The organism is Cohnella thailandensis, assembly GCF_014212135.1.
Taxonomy (GTDB): Bacteria; Bacillota; Bacilli; order Paenibacillales; family Paenibacillaceae; genus Cohnella; species Cohnella thailandensis.
Genome location: NZ_JACJVQ010000033.1, coordinates 1 through 18935, shown reverse-complemented (window position 1 = coordinate 18935; position 18935 = coordinate 1). Strand labels below are relative to the sequence as shown.

The window sequence follows — 18935 nt, the reverse complement described above, 5'->3', positions numbered from 1 at the left end:
GGGAGGTGAGTGCATGAGGAATATCCTGATCACCGTCATGATGCTGATCGTGGTCGCGCTGATGTTCACCAACATTATCGCGGAAGACAATACCGGAACGAGAGCTCGTATCACGACGCAAGGGACGACGACGAATACGACTCTGGGTAATCTTCAGCCTTAATGGGTCTTTGCGTTGGCTGAGAGAGGAGGGCAACCCCTGCGTCGATCTTCCTATCTCTCTCGCTCTCTTAGCCGGCGGAATCGGGTTTAATGCGAAGGAGGAGGCGAGAGCCATGAGGCAAATCTTAATGACCGTTCTCTTGATCGCGACGGTCGTCACGCTGTACCTCGGCTTCAACGCGGGAGATGACGGAGCCGAATCCAGGCTGCAGGGGTCCGCGACAAGAATGTCGGACGGAATCTCGCGGATCAGTCCATGAAGCAGATCCTTGTCTTCCTGTTGTTCTCCGGCATGTTCTGCTGGCTGATGTTCTCGCCGGTCTACAAGCATGTGCTCGTTCTCCGGCAAGCGCTGCTACAGCAGGAAGCCGATTATTTGCTGGAGGTCGGGGCAAGCGGCCGCTACGGTTATATCGACGAGGCTCTGATCGCGGAGTCGATGGCGAGACTTGAGGAGAGCGGCTTCGAGCCGGACAAGCTGGAATATGAGGTCGGCTCCGCGTCCGGCGCGGAGGCCGGCAATGCCTCGATGCCTCTTGCCCGAGGCGAGGGCATCAAGCTGATCATTCGTTATCCTTACGATGGCTTGCTGAACATCGACCGGCTCATCGGAATAGAACCGGACGACGATGCCTTTCTCTCGGCAAGCGGAATGAAGATGAGCGAATACGTGCCGTGACCTCCTTTCCATAGAGGAGGTTGACGGCCTATTAACGGGAGGCTTTATGCACAAGCTCGTTTTTGTCGTCCTTATGCTGACCCTTTGGTGGTTTCTCCAAGCGGTGCAACTGGACGAGGAACTGGCCTTGTCCGTCGTTCATGAGGGCAAAAGAGCGGTTGACCGCGCCGCCCATGCCGCCGCCCAGCAGTTGGACGACGAGAAGCTGGAGCTCGGCGTGTTGGCCATCGATAGCGAAGAAGCGGTAGCCGCGGCCAGGCTGTACCTTCGCGAGAACCTGAGGCTGGAGCCGGACCTGACGCCTCGCGCGGACGGTTACCTTAGGGACGCCGTCGAGGTGAAGGTGTTGGACATCGTCGACGAGACGAAGCCGTTCCCGTACGTTTACCGGAACGAGCAGTACGATTACGAGGTCGCTTTTCGCCGTCCCGGGGTCGTGCTTATCGTGAACATCGTCTACCCGAGAGTCTTCGCGGCGCTTCCCCCGATCGAGTGGGAGCTGAAGGGAGCGGCGGAGTTGGTTTATTAGGTAGGGAGCTCGGCTTGCTTCTCGGCGGCGCGCCGATGTATGGTGCTTCTTACCGCAAGCATTTCGCACATTGCTCCGCATGTTCGCCAATGTACGGAAGGGACGTTAGTCGATATTTTCGACGATCTCGAACTCATCAGCCGCTTCGGAAGAGACGTTAGTCGATATTTTCGACTATCTCGCTCTAATCAGCCGCTTCGGAAGGGACGTTAGTCGATATTTTCGACTATCTCGCTCTAATCAGCCGCTTCGGAAGGGACGTTAGTCGATATTTTCGACTATCTGGCTCTCAACTGCCCCTACGGAGAATCGGTTAGCCGATATAAATCTCTATCAACCTTCGTCGACTCTCCCCAACCGCGACTCTGCCTGACCGCCGCTCTCCCAACCGCGCCCCAACGTCGCTCTCCCATCTTCAACCCTTCCGAATTCCCCAACTCTCCCTAATCCGATTTCCGCCGAACGCATTTTGCCAACAACGAAGTTTTCTCCGCCCTATTATCGCTCTCTTTTCCAGCCGAGTTGACTTTGCGCTCCCATCTCTGCTGTAATCAAAGGACAGTCCCATGAACGAAGGAGACGGAGAGATGGACGAGATTCAGCGCGAAGAGTTGGCGGGCCGGAGAGCTCGTTTGCAAGCCTACATGGAGCAAGAGAACATGGACGGCTGCCTGGTGACCCAGAACGTGGGATTGTATTACTGGACAGGCTCCATGCAAAGCGGCTATTTGTTCATTCCGCGAAGCGGAGAATCTACATACTATGTCAAGAAAAGCTTGGTACGTGCCTTGAAGGAGGCCGGCGTGCGAACGGTCGAGCTCGGCAGCTTCCGGCAATTCGGAGCGAAGCTGGCCGCGGATTACCCGGAGACGTTCGCGGCGGGAGCTCCCGCCATCGGGGCCGACCTGGACGTCCTGCCCGCCCAGCTGTTTTTGCGGCTGCAGGATGCCGTTCCCTCGGCCATGTGGAAGGACGCTTCCTCGATCATGCGCAAGACCCGAAGCATGAAGACGGCCTCGGAGGTTGCCGCCATCCGGCGAGCGGCCAGAATCGCCGCCGACGCTCTCGAGGAAGGATTGCAGCAACTAAAAGAAGGCATGACCGAGCTTGAGCTTATGGCGATCATCGAGAATTCCATGCGCCGGCAAGGCCATATCGGCCTTATGCGCATGAGAGGATACAATCAGGAGATCATGACCGGAGTCGTCGCCGCCGGGGAAGCGGCCGCGGTCCCGACCTACTTCGACGGACCGGCGGGAGGCCTTGGCCTCGGAGCTTCGGCTCCGCAGAGCTCTTCCGCGAGGCCGATTCGAAGAGGAGAGCCGATCCTGCTCGATATCGGCTGCTGCGTGGACGGCTATACGATCGATCAAACCCGTACGGCCGTCATCGGCGAGATGCCGAAGCCTCAGCTCCGGGCGTATGAGGTATCCGCAGCCATCATACGCAAGATCGAGCGGATGCTCCGCCCCGGAGAGCTTCCGGAGAAGCTTTATCAAGCGGCGCTCGATGAAGCGAAGGCGAGCGGCCTTGCCGATCATTTCATGGGATTCGGAGCCGATCAGGTGAAGTTTCTCGGTCACGGCATCGGTCTTGAGGTCGACGAATGGCCGGTGCTCGCCCGAGGCTTCAACGAACCGCTCGAACCCGGAATGGTGCTCGCCATCGAACCGAAGTTTACTTTTCCGGGAATCGGCGTCGTCGGCATCGAGAATACGTATCTCATTACCGTGGATGGCTTCGATACGCTAACCGTCAGCCCGGAGAAGCTGTACGCACTCTAGAATGCATGCCAAAACAGACTTGCCAAGCGAGGACGATGCCCGGTCTGCCTGTTAGACTGGGCTTATTTGTCTATGATCCAAACGAATATAAGCAGAGCGAGTTACTTGGTATTTTCGCCGACTGCCCTTGACATAAGCTCATAATGAATGTACACTAACTTACATTATGTAAGTGGTTATGAATCTACATTATCGATACTCCCCTCGCTCTTTCGCTGCCGAATCCCATTCCGGCGGGCGATAGACCGGGGAGAGCGACTTTCGTATCCTAGACCAACGATTGCAGGTGATCCTACATGATTTCTACAGACATCAAACGCATCTTAATGGATAAAATGACTCTTATTCAAAATCCCGGCCTCCACAATCTGATTTTGGTCGGTCCGGTCAAGCTTCCGATCCAAATGGGGGATCGCGTAGCGGAATTCAAGTGGTATACATGGCTGGAATCCAAGGATCCGGAAGCGACTCCGGAGTCCGTCCTGGATTCGCTTAAGACGATGAATCTGGCGGACCTTCAGCAATCCTCCGTTCTCGTTTACGGGGATTTCGAGCATTCTCCGGAGGCTCTGGTCCGAATGCATAGCATTTGCCATACCGGCGACATCTTCGGAAGCAAGCGCTGCGACTGCGGGTACCAGCTTCGCCAATCTCTTCGGATGATCGCCGAGCACGGCAGCGGCGCTCTCTTCTACCTGGCTCACCACGAAGGGCGCGGAATCGGCCTTTTCTCCAAGTCGCTGGCTTACCTTCTGCAGCAAGAAGGACTGGACACGGTCGAAGCGAACGAGGCTCTCGGCTTCGAGGACGACAGCCGCTCTTACGAGCAGCCGATTCGCGTGCTGGAGACGCTGCGTTCCCGTCCGGTCACGCTGATCACGAACAACCCCCGCAAGCTCGCTTCCTTGAAGAAAAGCGGACTTGCGGCGGAGGGACACCTTCCGCTCTGGGGAGACATTTCGGATTACAATCGTTTTTACCTGGCGACCAAGGTGGCGAAGTCCGGGCATATTCCGCAGGAAACCAGAGCCATGGCATAAATCTTAGAGACGGCTCTCTTGGGCGGGACAGGCACCTAGAAGCTTTCAGACATCGAAGAGAACATCACAGAGAGGCGGGAAAGTCGGCATGCTTGTTCAGGCGGACGTCTGTATCGTCGGAGGAGGTCCCGCAGGAGCTCTGCTAGGCTATCTGCTCGCTAAACGCAGCGTATCCGTCGTTCTGGTCGAACGGCACGCCCGCATCGACAAAGAATTCCGGGGAGAGCATCTTACGGCGGACGGAGAAGAGATTCTGGTCCGGCACGGATTGTTCGACAAAGTCGCCCAAGAAGGGCTTCTGCCCATGAAGAGAGTGGAGTATTGGCAGCGAGGCGAAGCGAGAGAGGTGCTGCTGCCCGACCCGGAAGCGGGCGAAGCCCATATGAGCATCCACGTTCCTCAGCGAAGCCTTCTTGGAGCGATCCTAGGCCAGGCGAAGCCGCTGCCGTCCTTCCGATTGCTCATGGGCACGTGCGCCAAGGAATTGCGACGCGACTCGGAAGGGCGAACGATCGGGATCAAGGCCATAAAGAACGGAGAGGAGATCACGATCGCAAGCTCGGTTGTCGTCGGGGCCGACGGACGCCATTCCGTTATCCGCCAGCGGGCGGGCATTGCTTCGACGGTTAGGAAGCACGGCTTCGACCTGCTGTGGGCGAAGGTTCCCCAGCCGGAGGGTTGGGAGCCGGTCATTCGCAACGCGCTCTCCGGGGATCAGCCGATCTCCTTGTTCACGCAAACGGGAGGCTTTATTCAGATCGGCTGGAATATCCCGGAGGACTCGTATCCCGCGCTTCGGAAGGGGCCGATCGAACCGTTCCTGAGGAGATTCGTCGAAGAGTATCCCGACCTGGAGGAGACCATCCGCAAGCGCATCGTATCCTGGTCCGACTTCACCTTGCTCAAAGTATACAGCAGCTACAGCGAGACGTGGGCGCAAGACGGAATTGTCATTATGGGGGATGCCGCGCATACAATGAGTCCAACCGGGGCTTTCGGAATTAACTGCGCGCTCAAGGACGCGGACGTTCTGGCCGAGCTGCTGCTCCGGACGGATCTAAGCGGACCGGCCGGAGCCGAGTCCTTAAGGGAATTCGAACGGCGGCGCCGCGAGGAGATCAATCTTTTTCACCGGCTTCAACAGGAGAAGGAGAACGCCTACTCGAGTCATTTTCGCTAAGATCTAGGTATTTAGTCGTTCATTCTCGCTAGGAATCTCGTAAAATTTCATTCCTTATTTGCATTCTATTCCTAATCTTTAGTAGGATAGAAGCAAAACCGCAGCACAAGGGAAGGGGAAACACGATGCTAAAGCTGGGAGAGAAAATTATCGTTGTCGGCGACCGCTACGAACAGAATCTTCCCGTCGGAGAATACGGCTATATCATCGCTTACGACCGCAATACGGACAGCGTATTTGAATATATCGTTCGAATTCCCAAGGCGAATCGCCAATTCTACGTTTCCGGCGAGGACGTCGAGCTCGAAGAGACTCTACTAAGCCAGGAAGCGGACCGGATCGAGCGCGAGGCCTTGATCGATTTCGCTTTGGCGACTCGCAACGAGGAGCTGTTCCGACGGATCATGAACGGGGACGAGGCGGCCGAGCCGGAGAACGAGAAGGAAGTGCAGTCTCGCGAGGACTTCATTCGCCAAGTCAATTTGAAGGCTTGGATCTAAGCGAACGGACCGTATAGGGTTTGAAAAAGAACACCCGGGCAGAACGCGATTTTGGCGGACTGTTCGGGTGTTTTCTTTAGGATCGCCATGCGCTGCGGTCAGCGTCCGATGCCGACGGCGGCCGGCACGGGGACGGGAGAAGGACGGCCGAACAGGTAGCCCTGCAGCAAGGGGATGCCTGCGCGGCGAAGATATTGCCATTCTCCTTCGTCCTCGACTCCCTCCGCGAGGACGACGCCGTGGAAGCGGGAGACTCGTTCCAGAATATCATCGATATGCCGCATCTTCTCCGTATCGCGATGGCAGCCCGAAACCCACTTGCGATCCAGCTTGACGTAGTCGGGCTGAAGCGTCTCCATTACGTCGAGGGTCGCGTATTTCTCCCCGACGTCATCCATGGCGAGACGAATTCCTTCGCCGCGATAAGCTTCGAAGACGTCCAGCAGATGCTTCTTGTTATCGAGACGCTCGGTCTCCACCACCTCGAAGACGAAATCCCGGGGGTCCATCCCGTACTCTTTAATGGATCGGAACGTGTCTTCCAGACAGGAGGCCGGACGGTACAGCGAGGAAGGAAGAAAGTTGATGAATTTCTTGATTCCCTGCGGCAGATGACTGGAGGCCAGTCGGATGGCCGACAGTCTTGCTTCCCTGTCCAGGAAGGAATGGAGTCCGGACTCCCGGGCGGCTTCGAATAGCTCGGCCGGCCGAAACGGAGCTTGCTCGGGCAGAGGGCGCAGCAGAAACTCGTAGCCGATCGGGGTTCCGTTCGGCTGGACGACGGGCTGCATATGGCTGGTGAACCTCTTGTTCGCGATGAGATCGACGATTCGGTCCCGTCCGACTCCCGCGAACAGGAATTCGATCGGCAGCCATCCTTCGTCCTCCGGCTCTTGCGGAGCGGCGCTTTCGGAATGAAGCGCCGTCTCCGAGTCCGCTTCGTCGTCGTATATAATGCGGCATCGCAAGGAGAGAGGAGCTTGTCCGCTCGTCTTGCGCTGCAGCTCGTTGATCAAGCGAAGGAAGGCGCTCTCCTTCGAGAAGGGAACGGACCAGACGGGACAATCGCCCGGATCCCGGGGCGGGCCGACGAGCTCGTCCAGGAGCGCCCGGGCCCCGAGGTCGTCGGAGGCCAGCTCCAGCAGCCCTTCGTCGCGAAGCGGAATATGGCGGTTGCGTACGTGATATCGGGGCATGGCGATCTCCTCCTAAGTCTAAAGGCATTATCCGTATTATTACCCAAGAGGAGCGCGAATGAACCGAAGAAATAACGGGGCGGCGCCTTCCGCCGGCAAATGGGCGCGTATCCTTGCGTATCATAGGGATCATTGAGTTAAACCCGCTTGTTCGATATAATAATTAGAATGATTGGACAAAGAACCCGGGGAGGAAATACTTAGCATGAGCATTACGGTCAAGGACGTCGAACACGTCGCGAACCTGGCCCGCCTCGAGCTTACGGAAGCCGAGAAGGAACAGTTCACCGGCCAATTGAACGCGATTCTGAAATACGCGGAGAAGCTTAACGAGCTGAATACCGACGGCATCGAGCCCACGAGCCATGTCCGTCCGATGTATAACGTCATGCGCGAGGACAAGGTCGCCGAATCGCTGCCGATCGAGAAGGTGCTGCTTAACGCGCCGGACGAAGAGGACGGGCAGTTCAAGGTGCCGGCCGTTCTGGAATAAGACATCAATAGGGAGGAATTATTTTGTCGTTGTTTGATCTGCGGTTGTCGGAAGTACATAACCGCCTTCACCATAAAGACCTGTCCGTCTCCGAGCTGGTCGACGCGTCGTTCAAGCGGATCGGCGAGACCGACGAACGCATCGGGTCGTTCCTTACTCTGAATGAAGAAGCGGCTCGCCTGGAGGCGCGCAAGCTCGACGATAACGCTTCCGCCGAACGCGGAATCCTGTACGGGCTTCCCGTCGGCGTCAAAGACAATATGGTGACGGAAGGCTTGAGAACGACGTGCGCCAGCCAATTTCTGTCCAATTACAATCCGATCTATGACGGGACGGCCGTCTCCAAGCTGCGCGAAGCCCAGTCTGTCATTATCGGCAAGCTGAACATGGACGAATTCGCGATGGGCGGCTCGAACGAGAATTCGGCGTTCAAGGTTACCCGCAACCCGTGGGACCTAAGCCGCGTGCCCGGCGGCTCGAGCGGCGGCTCGGCGGCGGCCGTGGCGGCCGGTCAAGTCTATTATGCCCTCGGCTCCGACACGGGCGGCTCGATTCGTCAGCCGGCCGCTTACTGCGGCGTCGTCGGCCTGAAGCCGACCTACGGGCTTGTCTCCCGTTACGGCCTTGTCGCCTTCGCCTCCTCGCTGGACCAGATCGGTCCGATCACGAAGAACGTCGAGGACGCGGCCGTCGTGCTGCAAGCGATCGCGGGCCACGACCAACGCGATTCGACGTCCGCGAACGTCGAAATTCCCGACTATCTGTCGCAGCTGACGGGAGACGTGAAGGGTCTTCGGATCGGCGTGCCTAAGGAATACCTGGGCGAGGGCATCGATCCGCAGGTCAAGCAGCGCGTGATGGAAGCCCTGAAGCAGTTCGAATCGCTCGGCGCCGTCTGGGAGGAAATTTCCCTTCCGCATACGGATTACGCCATCGCGACTTATTATTTGCTGGCTTCTTCCGAAGCATCCTCCAACCTGGCGCGTTTCGACGGCGTTCGCTACGGCGTAAGAGCCGAGAATCCGGACAACCTGATCGATCTGTACCGCCGTTCCCGCAGCGAAGGCTTCGGTCCCGAGGTCAAGCGCCGGATCATGCTCGGCACGTACGCGCTCAGCTCCGGATACTATGATGCCTACTACAAGAAGGCCCAGCAGGTTCGCACGCTTATCAAACAGGACTTCGACCAGGCGTTCGAGAAGTACGATATCATCGTCGGGCCGACCGCTCCGACGGTCGCGTTCCCGATCGGCGCCCAAGTCGGCGACCCTCTGACGATGTACCTGAACGATATTTGCACCATTCCGGTGAGCTTGGCCGGCGTTCCGGCCATCAGCGTTCCGTGCGGATTGGCGGACGGAATGCCTGTCGGCCTGCAAATCATCGGCAAGCCGTTCGACGAAGCCACCGTGCTTCGGGCGGCGCACGCCTACGAGGAATCGACCGATCATCACAAGCTGCGCGCCGCGCTGTAATTGAATTGAGGAGGAGCACACATGTCCATCCTGGCCCCATATGAAACGGTAGTCGGTCTGGAGGTCCACGTCGAGCTGCACACGAAGTCGAAGATCTTCTGCGGCTGCTCGACGTCCTTCGGGGCGCCGCCGAATACGCATACCTGTCCCGTCTGCCTGGGACACCCCGGCGTTCTGCCGGTGCTGAACCGCCAAGCGGTCGAATACGCGATGAAGGCCGCCATGGCGCTGAATTGCGAGATCGCCGAGTGGTGCAAGTTCGACCGCAAGAACTACTTCTATCCGGACTCTCCCAAGGCTTATCAGATCTCCCAATACGATCAGCCGATCGGAGCGGGCGGATGGATCGATATCGAAGTGAACGGCAAGACGAAAAGAATCGGCATCACCCGCCTCCACTTGGAGGAGGATGCCGGCAAGCTGACCCATATCGACGGCGGGCTAGGCTCCCTCGTCGACTTCAACCGCGTCGGAACGCCGCTCGTCGAGATCGTCTCCGAGCCGGACATCCGCTCTCCGGAAGAAGCGAAGGCTTATCTGGAGAAGCTGCGCGCCATCATGCTTTATTGCGACGTCTCCGACGTGAAGATGGAGGAAGGCTCGATGCGCTGCGACGCGAACATCAGCCTTCGTCCGCACGGGCAGGAGAAGTTCGGCACCCGCGCGGAGCTGAAGAACATGAACTCGTTCCGCGGCGTCCAGCGCGGCCTCGAGTACGAGCAAATCCGCCAGGCGGAAATTCTTGAAAGCGGCGGGGAAGTCGTTCAAGAGACGAGAAGATGGGACGAATCCCAAGGCAAGACGTTCAGCATGCGCGGCAAGGAAGAAGCCCACGATTACCGCTACTTCCCGGATCCGGACCTCGTTCGCCTGCACATCGACCAGGAATGGCAGAGCCGGGTCCGCGCCTCCATTCCGGAGCTGCCGGACGCGCGTCAAGCCCGGTATACCGAGCAGTACGGCTTGCCGTCCTACGACGCGGGCGTGCTGACCGCTTCGATGAAGCTTGCGGACTTCTTCGAGGAGAGCCTGAAGTACACGAGCGACGCGAAGGCTTCCGCGAATTGGATCATGGGCGATCTGCTCGGCTACCTGAACTCGAACGGCCTGGAGCTCGACCAGGCGAAGGTGACCGGCCAAGGGCTCGGCGAGATGATCGGCCTCATCGAGAAGGGGACGATCAGCTCCAAGATCGCCAAGACCGTCTTCAAGACGATGATCGAGACCGGCAAGGCTCCTCAAACGATCGTCGAAGAGCAGGGCCTCGTGCAGATCAGCGACGAAGGCGCGATCCTGGCCATCGTCGACAAGGTGATCGCGGCCAACCCGCAGTCGGTCGAGGACTTCCGCGGCGGCAAGGATAAGGCGATCGGCTTCCTTGTCGGGCAGATCATGAAGGAAACGAAGGGCAAAGCGAATCCGGGGCTCGTGAACAAGATGCTGATGGATCGTTTGAAATCATAACCACACGAAGAAGCGGCGGCCCTGCATCCGGGGAAGCCGCTTCCGTTTACCATCCGGTAAAGGAGACTGTCTCATGAGAATAGAACGGCTGCAATTGAGCGATCGAAACGCGGCGGAGGAGCTATGGAGCCTTCAACACTCGGCGTATCGAATCGAAGCGCAGCTGATCGGAGTGACCGATCTTCCTCCGCTTCACGATACGATCGATATGCTGCGGGGATCTTCCGACGTCGTATTCGGCGCAAGGGACGAGTCGAATGAGCTTGTCGGCGCCGTCGCCGTCGAAGAAGGAGAACATGAAAACACGATCAGCAAGCTAATGGTGCATCCGAACGCCTTCCGGAGAGGAGTTGGATCGCGACTGCTGAAACACGCGCTCGCCGCGTATCCTGAAGAGAAGACGTGGCTCTTGACGGCGGAGATCCGCAATAAGCCCGCTATAGCCTTGTACGAGAAAGCGGGCTTCCGGGCGATCGATACGCTGAAGCCGCGCGAGGATATCACCTTGCTGCTCATGCGGCTGGAAGAAAGCTCCTAGTCTCGAGTCTAGGCTTGCTCCCCGTCGGCAAGCCATTGTTGCTTGGAAAATCGGTATGATAAAATTCAAACTGGAGCTGAAAAGCGGATGGAAGATCCCTGGTCGATTGATAACTGGCATCTCGTTCTGCGTTTGATTCTATCCGTGATTCTTGGCGGCTTGATCGGCTTCGAGCGCGAGCGCAAGAACCATGCGGCCGGCCTTCGGACGCATATCCTCGTTTGCCTGGGCTCGTCTTTGATCATGATACTGTCCATTTACGGGTTTACGGACTTCATCGGGCAGCCTAACGTCAATCGGGACCCGGCGCGTTTGGCCGCGCAAGCGATTACGGGAATCGGCTTCTTGGGCGCCGGGACGATCATGTTCACCGGCAAGTCCATTACGGGGCTGACGACCGCCGCGTCTCTCTGGGTCGTGATGGCGATCGGCTTGGCCGTCGGAGCGGGTTTTTACTTCCCTGCGGTCATCTCGGTTCTCCTCGTGCTTCTCGTTCTATGGGGACTGAACATCGTGGAAAAAAGATACGTAAACCTGATGAAAGAGCATCTCTTTACTTTGACCGTGGATTCCGACCTGGTAGCGACGGAGCAGATCGAGATGATTTTCCGCCAGAGGGAAGCCAAGATCTTGCGAATTCACTTCGACGAGCTGGTCGAAGGAATCCACTCGGTCGCGAGCATCCGAATGAGAATGAGCGTGAGACTGTCCCGCACGGAGCTGGCCCTGCCGATCGCGGAGGAGCTTCGGCGAATGGCGGGCGTGACATCCGTGTCCGTGGAATAATAAACGATAGGTAAAATGGAGGTTGACGGAATGAAACAACCGGATAATTGGAATACCCCGCCCGAACCGGGATTCCAGCGAGGGGAGCAGGACTCGCATCCGCCGATGATGCCGCCCCAAGGGTTCGGCCAAGGCTTCTACTCGGGTTCGTATCGACCTAAGAAAAAGTGGCTGGCCGCGTTGTTCTCGATTTTCGTTCCGGGGACGGGCCATATGTATCTCGGTTTAATGTCCAAGGGCATTTACATTATGTTGATGCTGGCATTAAATATTTGCGGAATCGTTTATTTCGCCATCGAGAACGAATATGATAGCAATGTATTGATTATCGTGCTGCTCAGCCTCATGGTGCCGATCCTGTATTTCTATAACTTGTTCAGCGTCATGCAGTGCACGGAGATGGTGAATGAACAGCGTGCCGCAGGATATCGGTCCTTCGGTCCTTTCGGATCCTCCGGTCCGATGGGCACAAACGGACCGGCCGGACCAACCGGACCGACAGGGCCTCAGCCGTGGCAGGATCACCCCTATAACCAAAGGGGCAAGGAGGTTCATCAGGTTCCCGTCGCGGGCATCGTTCTGCTCGTGATCGCCGGGTTCATCCTTTTCCAGTCTTCCCGTTCGGATTGGAGCGATCGATTGCCTCATTCCATCGGCTCGGTGGCCGGGGCGGTCATCTTGATCGGATTGGGAGCTCTCGTTTGGTTCTGGGATCGCAGGGGACATTCCCAGAAGAAGGACTGACGTCGTTCGTCCTTTTCCCCTCATGAAGGAAAGTATTTTCGGGCGTTGGCGTTGCGCTTCCATTGACAATTCTGAAAATAAACCATTAAAATTAGGTTAACTAGTAGGAAAGGCTGTGAAGAGCATGGATTCCAGGGTTCATCATGCCGTGGACCAGCTCAAATCCGGAGGGGTCCGGATGACGCCGCAGAGGTATGCCATACTGCAATTTCTGATGGAATCTCACGTTCATCCGAAAGCGGATGACATTTATCGGGCGCTGTCCCCCCAATATCCGAGCTTGAGCGTGGCAACTGTCTACAACAACTTGAAGCTGTTCGTAGACGCCGGTCTGGTTAGGGAATTGACGTACGGGGACAACTCCAGTCGCTTCGACGCGGATCTGTCCGATCATTATCACGCCATCTGCACCAATTGCGGGACGATGGTCGATTTCGAGCACGAGCCCGTGAGGGAAGTGGAGGACGCGGCGCGGAAGCTGACCGGCTTCGTCGTTCATGGACACCGGATGGAGATTTACGGACTTTGTCCGACATGCGCCAAGATGCAATCCTGAAGGCGAATCCCATATCATTAGAATAGCGCGCGAGAGGTTCAAGCCTTCTCGCGTTTTTATTTGGAACTTTGCGAGTCTCGCATTCGTTTAATTTATAGATCTAGAGAGAAGGAGAGTGTGCGGTTGAACACGATGGCGATGACCGGCCGGCGCCGTCCGCGAAGGCGGCAGGGCCCGATTCTTGCATTCTTATTTATTATGGCTGCCATAGCGGCGGCCATCCTCTACTGGTGGATCTCCGAGCGGCCGAATACCGCCCATGAGACGCCGGAATATCGATCTCTTCCGCACCCTATCATGCTGGACGGGGAATGGAGCGAGATGGGGGCGATAGGACAGGGCGAAGGCCTTCTGATCCCTCTGAAGGTGGCGGAGAAGCTGCTGGGCGATGGAGTGCGTTACGAGGAAGATTCGAAATCGATCATTCTAACGACCGACAAGGCCGTGCTTCACTTTAAGGCGGGGGAGCTCGACGCGACGATGAACCGGAAGCCTTTCACTCTTAGCTTCGCCGCGAAGGAGCAGGACGGGGAACTGTATTTGCCGTTCGCGCCGCTTAAACAACTATTCGGCATACAAGCCGTCGAAGCGGCGACTTCCGGAATCGTGACCCTGCAGATGCCGGACCAATCGATCCAGACAGCCGAGGTGCCGGCGTCTTCGAAGAAGGGAGCCAAGCTGCGAAGCGGGCCGGACAAGTCTTTTCCCATCATCGAAGATTTAGCCGCAGGCACGACCGTGACGGTATGGGGGGAAGAGGACGGCTGGTATAAGCTCCAATCGGCGGAAGGCTTTCTCGGCTACGCCGCGAAGTCGAATGTCGTGCTGGGCGAGATCCGGCGTACGCCCTCCGCGGGCTCCGCGGAGGAGGAGCCCTTTGTCGCTTGGAAAGTGACGGGCGAGAGGATCAACCTGACCTGGGAGCCTGTCTACACGGCGAATCCCGATACGAGCAAGATCGGAGAGCTGACCGGAGTCAACGTCGTCAGTCCGACCTGGTTCGAGCTGAAGGACGGTTCGGGGCAAATCATCAGCAAAGCCGATGCGAGCTACTCCAGTTGGGCTAGAAATAAAGGAATTCAAGTGTGGGCGCTGTTCAGCAACGGGTTCGAGCCGGAACCGACGACCGATGCGCTTGCCACCTACGAGACCCGCATTACGATGATTCAGCAGCTGCTCGCGTATGCGAAGACCTTCAAGCTGAACGGGATCAATCTGGACTTCGAGAACGTCGAGACGTCGGACAAGGACAACTTCGTTCAATTCGTTCGCGAGTTGGCTCCGCTGGCCCACGAACAGAATTTGGTGCTGTCCGTCGACGTAACGCCTAAGTCGAACAGCGAGTATTGGTCCTTGTTCCTTGATCGCCCTAGGCTTGCGGAGGCGGCGGATTTTCTCATCCTGATGGCCTATGACGAGCACTGGGCTTCCAGTCCTGTCGCGGGCTCCGTCGCTTCGCTTCCTTGGTCGGAGCAATCGATCGTTCGGCTGCTCGAGGAGGACGGCATACCGGCCGGCAAGCTGATTCTGGGCATGCCGTACTACACGAGAATCTGGACGGAGACGACTTCGGGCGGAGAGACGAAGGTCTCCTCGAAGACGATGAGCATGGATTCCGTGAAGGAATTGATCGCCGAGAAAAAGCTGACTCCGAAGCTGTCCGCGGACACCGGTCAGAACTACGTGGAATTCAAGGAAGACGGCGCGACCAAAAAAATCTGGATCGAAGACGCCTCCTCCATCGCGAAGAGGGCGGAGCTCGTCAAGAAGTACAACTTGGCGGGAGCGGCCAGCTGGCGGAGAGGGTTCGAGAGCGCGGATATCTGGGCGGCCTTGGACAAGGCGCTGCAATCCCGGCCGTGACGAGCAAGTCCAAGCTGGCGTATAAAAAGGCGACGCAGGGAGTTCAACTCCCTAACGTCGCCTTTTGTTTATCCGGGGGCTCCCCCAAAAGTAATCGGAATACGCTGCAGAGCTTAGCGTCACTTTTGGGGGATTATTAACCGGGGGCTCCCCCAAAAGTAATCGGAATACGCTGCAGAGCTTAGCGTCACTTTTGGGGGATCTGTTCACTTGATAATGTCGGATACGAAATTCTCCAGCGCGGCGAGCTCCGTTATATTCCGGTTGCAGGCTTCGCCGTTCACGCACAAGTAGTTGCCTATCGCCTTGTAATAATCGGGCGAAGCGTTAGCCGGCTTCGACTTCGTGACGGCCGTGAACAAGGCGACTTCCTCCTGCTTCTTGCAGACGAAGCACGTGCCCTTCTTGTGGGTCGGGGTGAATCTCCCTTCGACGCCGACAAGCTTGCCGCCGAGCGGATACGCGAGAAACTGCTTGTTCGTCGCGATGTCGAGCCATCCCAAGTACGTGACGTATCGGAAGTCGATGGCGGACAGGTCGGGCAGCTTTAGCTTCTTGACCTTCGGGAACAGCTTCTTGAGCTGCGCTTCCGTCGTTCGGGGGAATTCCTCTAGGTAAGGCTCGAGCGAGAGAAGGTAGTCCCGGAATTGCTCCTCCGAGTCGTAACGCAGGAAGGCTTCCAAAATCTCCGTCTGAGGCCCGATTGCCTCCGGGAACGCCTCGGCGATTCTCGCCTGCGCGTTTTCCCTTACCGACTTCACGACCTTCGGGTCGTATACCGTTTGGCAGGTTTGCTGAAGCAGCCTGATTTGTTTCTTGATCAGGTTATATTGGTGGTTTCTAATAAATGGTTGGTTCATGTCTTTACAGCCCCTTATTGGAATTTGATAAATCTCCATAAGGTGCAAAGCCCATTATTAGAAACGATATCCTCTTCTTCGGGCGATTCGGTCCACTTTCAAGCTATCGTCCGCCCCATGCAAAGTATCGCCCCTTTATCAGGCTTTGCACGAGTCGTTGCCAGTCCCGGCAATGTGATTTGCCATCCGTACCGACCTCCTTTGCATAAACCATTATAAAGGAGCGTCAACCGGCCGGGCAAATAAAAACGGAGCCGCTTCCCCCGATTTGTCTCCGGGAGAAGCGGCTCTTTTCGTTACTTGACGGCGTTTTAGGAATGAGACAGCGTTTGCTCTTCGGCCGGCACTCCGGTCGTCGCTTCGGCAGGGTCCCAGGTGAGAATCGTGTGGCAGTACATGCACCGGTCCGTTTTGCCGAGCATCTTCGTTCTTTTCCCGCATTCCGGACACTCGATGACCGGCGCGCTCGTGGACAGCATGCCCACCCAGAAGTAAATGATCATGCTCGCCGCGCAGGCCAGCAGTCCGAATACCATGAAGATACCCGCGATGATTTTGCCGACTTGGCCGAACAGCAGGATTCCGCTTGTCCCGAACACCATGAGTCCCATGCCGCCGAACACGAGGAGCAGTCCCCATGTCCGCATCGTCGATATCTTGCTCGCTCTGAATTTCATATGAGATGGCTCCCGTCTTCATATTCGGCATCCGGCAGGAAACCGGAGTTGCTCTGTAGAATAAGAATTTTACGCATGAATTCCATTATATCCTACAAAATGCGTACAGACCACTTTCTCCTTCATTCGTTGAAAGCGGTATTTCTCGCGCGGGGAGGCGACACTCTTGAGCAGGCTGGATACAAGCGGGTTGTTTTATATGGATCTGTTCGGCCGGGAAGAAGGCTTGGAGAGTCTGCTGCTCGTCATCAATCCCTATTCTTACGGAGGATTGATCGCCGGGATGGACCGACTGGTCGTTGCCGTGTTCAACAAGCCGCCCCAGCGCGAGGTGGAGCATTGGATGTGGGGAGAAACCCGAATTCAGGTCAATCGAATTACGCTTGACGGGATGGAGAAGTGGATCACCAGCGGCGAGCATAAAGGAGTCGTCCAATGGATCCTGGAGGGCGACGTTCTTCTGGACCGCAACGGGTATCTGGAGGATCTCCGCAGAAGGTTGACCGTCTGGCCCGCCGAGCTGAAGGAACGCAAAATTTTGCGCGAATTCACCAAGTTTACGAGGACCTATCTGCAAGCCAAAGAGGATTTGAAGAACGGGCAGCTCCTGGACGCGTATAGCAATATTTTATCCGCGCTCCATCATTGGGCCGACATCTCGCTAATCGAAGAAGGAATGCATCCGGAGCTTACCGTCTGGGTCCAGATGAGGCGGGTCAATCCCGGTATCTATAAGCTTTATGAGGAGCTTACGACAAGCTCGGAGACGCTTGAGCAGCGAATCCAGCTCGTTCTGCTCGCCTGCGAGTTCTCGGTTCTCACGAAGATGAGGACATCCTGCGCGCTTCTGCTAAGGATTATCTCCAGCCGGCCCGAGCCTTGGAGCATGCCGGAGCTTCAGAACCATCCGGAGCTGGACGGCCTTCAAGTGGACCTGTCGCTCGTTCTTCAGAAGCTGGTCATGAAAGGCTATCTTCGCGAGACGGTGAAGTCGCAGCGGGAGACGGGACTCGGAGTAATGGAGGTCCGCTACGCCCCCGCCTATGGGGATTAAGGAACAGGGTTATTTTCCGGGCCGATGCCGAGGGGAATAACCTTGTTCTATTTTTAGTTATTCAGAATTATTAAGTTGCACGCTTATTCATTTCTGAGTAACCGCCGCAAAGCTTCATCGACGTTTAAGGGAGACGAATGCGGTTTTGCTTGTATGGAGGATTGAAAGATCGGGGGCAAGAACGTATAATCATGATAACGATTCTCATTATCACGATAGAGCAGAGTGAAATGCAAGAGCCATAGGAGATGACTTCATGTTCAAAGATCAGAGGCCGCAAGGCGGGAAAGTGCTCTTCCACTTCTCGTCCATTGCCGTCCTTGAAGATAATACGATCTTTACCGCTCCGGCCGGGCGCAACGTCTGGAAAGCGAACGAGGCGGGCGGATGGGACAGCTGCGCGTCAGGGCTTCCGGAGAACGCACATATCAATCGGCTGCAGCGGCAATCCGATCGGTTGTTCGCCTGCACGGACGAAGGGCTTTTTCGCTTGAAGAACGAAATCTGGACTCCGGAAAAAATGCCGATCAATTGTTATCAATACAAGGAATCGGGCGGCCTGACTTTCGCGGCGACGGAGCACGGCTTGTGGTGCCATACGGCAAGGGGCTGGAAGAACACGGCGTTCTCCGGTCATGCCGTATATGATTTCCTTTATACGCCGAACTTTATCTATCTGGCGATGGATTGGGGAATCGCTATGTACGACCGCTTTACGTGCTCCTGGGAGCAGTTCGCTCTCGGTTCCCGGATCCTAAGCTTGGGTTCGTTCCAAGGGCGTCTCCTCGGAATTACGGAGAATGGGGAGCTGGCAGCCGGGAACGGCAGAGGCGGCTTTGAGAGAATAAGGTTTGAAGGAATGTTTATCTTCAAAATCGTTCAAGCGCAGGGCGGCGTATATTTGTGCACGGATCGGGGATTGTATCGATTGGGGGAACTTCGCCGCCAATGGATGGCCGTATCGGTAAGCCTCGGTTCGCCCGTTACGGATATCGCGGTAAAGGGCGCTCTCCTATACGCGGCTACTTTGAACGAAGGCGTTCAGATGATCGAGATCGGCCGGGAGCCCGGAGAAAACTGAAAATTACTTCTTTAATAATAGCGTTGACGAGCGCATTGCATCTGTGTTAAATTAATTCTCGCCGCCGCAAGAGCAAGCGCGAACGGCAAGCACGAAGCAGGTCGCAGGCAAGTCGCCGATGAGGCGATAGCGGCAAGGAAGAAATTACCTGTTGCAAACGCCTAGCGTACTGTGGTATATTATAAAAGTCGCCGCTGAAAAGCGAACGACAAAAAGAAACAAACTTGTTCCTTGAAAACTGAACATCGAGCGTAATGAAATACAGTCGAGCAGG

The 18935-nt window shown here is 56.6% G+C and carries 21 protein-coding genes; 18 read left to right on the top strand and 3 right to left on the bottom strand.

Going from position 1 to position 18935, the window contains the following annotated elements:
- Nucleotides 1-13 precede the first annotated feature (13 nt).
- The 8 genes from H7B67_RS30430 (at nucleotide 14) to H7B67_RS30395 (ending at nucleotide 5874) form a co-directional block, all read left to right on the top strand.
- The gene (locus H7B67_RS30430; RefSeq protein ID WP_185123678.1) at nucleotides 14-163 is read left to right on the top strand and encodes a hypothetical protein; all 150 of its coding nucleotides are present in this window, start codon (nucleotides 14-16) and stop codon (nucleotides 161-163) included.
- 112 nt (nucleotides 164-275) lie between these two features.
- Nucleotides 276-422, top strand: coding sequence for a hypothetical protein (locus tag H7B67_RS30425; RefSeq protein WP_185123677.1), 147 nt, complete (start codon nucleotides 276-278; stop codon nucleotides 420-422).
- A complete protein-coding gene (locus H7B67_RS30420) occupies nucleotides 419-841 on the top strand; it encodes a hypothetical protein (RefSeq protein WP_185123676.1) in 423 nt (140 codons plus the stop codon). The genes H7B67_RS30425 and H7B67_RS30420 overlap by 4 nt, the downstream gene beginning before the upstream one ends.
- A gap of 46 nt (nucleotides 842-887) precedes the next feature.
- Complete coding sequence (locus H7B67_RS30415; protein WP_185123675.1) at nucleotides 888-1370, top strand: hypothetical protein; 483 nt, start codon at nucleotides 888-890, stop codon at nucleotides 1368-1370.
- Between the two features lie 587 nt (nucleotides 1371-1957).
- Nucleotides 1958-3154 (top strand): M24 family metallopeptidase, encoded by a 1197-nt coding sequence (locus H7B67_RS30410; protein WP_185123674.1) that lies wholly within the window; start codon nucleotides 1958-1960, stop codon nucleotides 3152-3154.
- Nucleotides 3155-3450: 296 nt separating this feature from the next.
- Nucleotides 3451-4194 carry a GTP cyclohydrolase II gene (locus H7B67_RS30405; RefSeq protein ID WP_185123673.1) on the top strand — a complete coding sequence of 248 codons (744 nt, stop codon included), beginning with the start codon at nucleotides 3451-3453 and terminating at the stop codon, nucleotides 4192-4194.
- 88 nt (nucleotides 4195-4282) lie between these two features.
- Nucleotides 4283-5374, top strand: a complete 1092-nt coding sequence (locus H7B67_RS30400; RefSeq protein ID WP_185123672.1) for an FAD-dependent monooxygenase — start codon at nucleotides 4283-4285, stop codon at nucleotides 5372-5374.
- Nucleotides 5375-5499: 125 nt separating this feature from the next.
- A complete protein-coding gene (locus H7B67_RS30395; RefSeq protein WP_185123671.1) occupies nucleotides 5500-5874 on the top strand; it encodes an ATPase in 375 nt (124 codons plus the stop codon).
- A gap of 98 nt (nucleotides 5875-5972) precedes the next feature.
- Here H7B67_RS30395 and H7B67_RS30390 read toward each other — a convergent pair whose 3' ends face one another.
- On the bottom strand, nucleotides 5973-7070 hold the full coding sequence (locus H7B67_RS30390; protein WP_185123670.1) for an EAL domain-containing protein: 1098 nt from the start codon (nucleotides 7068-7070) through the stop codon (nucleotides 5973-5975).
- Between the two features lie 205 nt (nucleotides 7071-7275).
- Here H7B67_RS30390 and gatC point away from each other — a divergent pair, with 205 nt between their 5' ends.
- From gatC to H7B67_RS30350, 8 genes are all read left to right on the top strand, one after another.
- Nucleotides 7276-7563 carry an Asp-tRNA(Asn)/Glu-tRNA(Gln) amidotransferase subunit GatC gene (gene gatC, locus H7B67_RS30385; RefSeq protein ID WP_185123669.1) on the top strand — a complete coding sequence of 96 codons (288 nt, stop codon included), beginning with the start codon at nucleotides 7276-7278 and terminating at the stop codon, nucleotides 7561-7563.
- 23 nt (nucleotides 7564-7586) lie between these two features.
- The gene (gene gatA, locus H7B67_RS30380; protein ID WP_185123668.1) at nucleotides 7587-9038 is read left to right on the top strand and encodes an Asp-tRNA(Asn)/Glu-tRNA(Gln) amidotransferase subunit GatA; all 1452 of its coding nucleotides are present in this window, start codon (nucleotides 7587-7589) and stop codon (nucleotides 9036-9038) included.
- A 21-nt stretch (nucleotides 9039-9059) separates the two neighbouring features.
- Nucleotides 9060-10502, top strand: coding sequence for an Asp-tRNA(Asn)/Glu-tRNA(Gln) amidotransferase subunit GatB (gene gatB, locus H7B67_RS30375; RefSeq protein WP_185123667.1), 1443 nt, complete (start codon nucleotides 9060-9062; stop codon nucleotides 10500-10502).
- A gap of 73 nt (nucleotides 10503-10575) precedes the next feature.
- Complete coding sequence (locus tag H7B67_RS30370) at nucleotides 10576-11040, top strand: GNAT family N-acetyltransferase (RefSeq protein ID WP_185123666.1); 465 nt, start codon at nucleotides 10576-10578, stop codon at nucleotides 11038-11040.
- 87 nt (nucleotides 11041-11127) lie between these two features.
- On the top strand, nucleotides 11128-11826 hold the full coding sequence (locus H7B67_RS30365; protein ID WP_185123665.1) for an MgtC/SapB family protein: 699 nt from the start codon (nucleotides 11128-11130) through the stop codon (nucleotides 11824-11826).
- A 30-nt stretch (nucleotides 11827-11856) separates the two neighbouring features.
- Entirely contained in the window at nucleotides 11857-12570 is a 714-nt protein-coding gene (locus H7B67_RS30360) for a hypothetical protein (RefSeq protein WP_185123664.1), read from the top strand.
- 124 nt (nucleotides 12571-12694) lie between these two features.
- Nucleotides 12695-13126, top strand: a complete 432-nt coding sequence (locus H7B67_RS30355; RefSeq protein ID WP_185123663.1) for a Fur family transcriptional regulator — start codon at nucleotides 12695-12697, stop codon at nucleotides 13124-13126.
- A gap of 132 nt (nucleotides 13127-13258) precedes the next feature.
- Entirely contained in the window at nucleotides 13259-14989 is a 1731-nt protein-coding gene (locus H7B67_RS30350; protein ID WP_185123688.1) for a glycosyl hydrolase family 18 protein, read from the top strand.
- A gap of 206 nt (nucleotides 14990-15195) precedes the next feature.
- On the opposite strand, the gene H7B67_RS30345 is transcribed toward H7B67_RS30350, so the two are convergent.
- Entirely contained in the window at nucleotides 15196-15849 is a 654-nt protein-coding gene (locus tag H7B67_RS30345; RefSeq protein WP_185123662.1) for a FusB/FusC family EF-G-binding protein, read from the bottom strand.
- A gap of 311 nt (nucleotides 15850-16160) precedes the next feature.
- On the bottom strand, nucleotides 16161-16526 hold the full coding sequence (locus H7B67_RS30340; RefSeq protein ID WP_185123661.1) for a YgzB family protein: 366 nt from the start codon (nucleotides 16524-16526) through the stop codon (nucleotides 16161-16163).
- Nucleotides 16527-16692: 166 nt separating this feature from the next.
- Here H7B67_RS30340 and H7B67_RS30335 point away from each other — a divergent pair, with 166 nt between their 5' ends.
- Nucleotides 16693-17580: a nucleotidyltransferase-like protein gene (locus H7B67_RS30335; RefSeq protein WP_185123660.1), complete on the top strand. Its 888-nt coding sequence runs from the start codon at nucleotides 16693-16695 to the stop codon at nucleotides 17578-17580.
- A 256-nt stretch (nucleotides 17581-17836) separates the two neighbouring features.
- On the top strand, nucleotides 17837-18661 hold the full coding sequence (locus H7B67_RS30330; protein ID WP_185123659.1) for a hypothetical protein: 825 nt from the start codon (nucleotides 17837-17839) through the stop codon (nucleotides 18659-18661).
- Nucleotides 18662-18935: the final 274 nt, after the last annotated feature.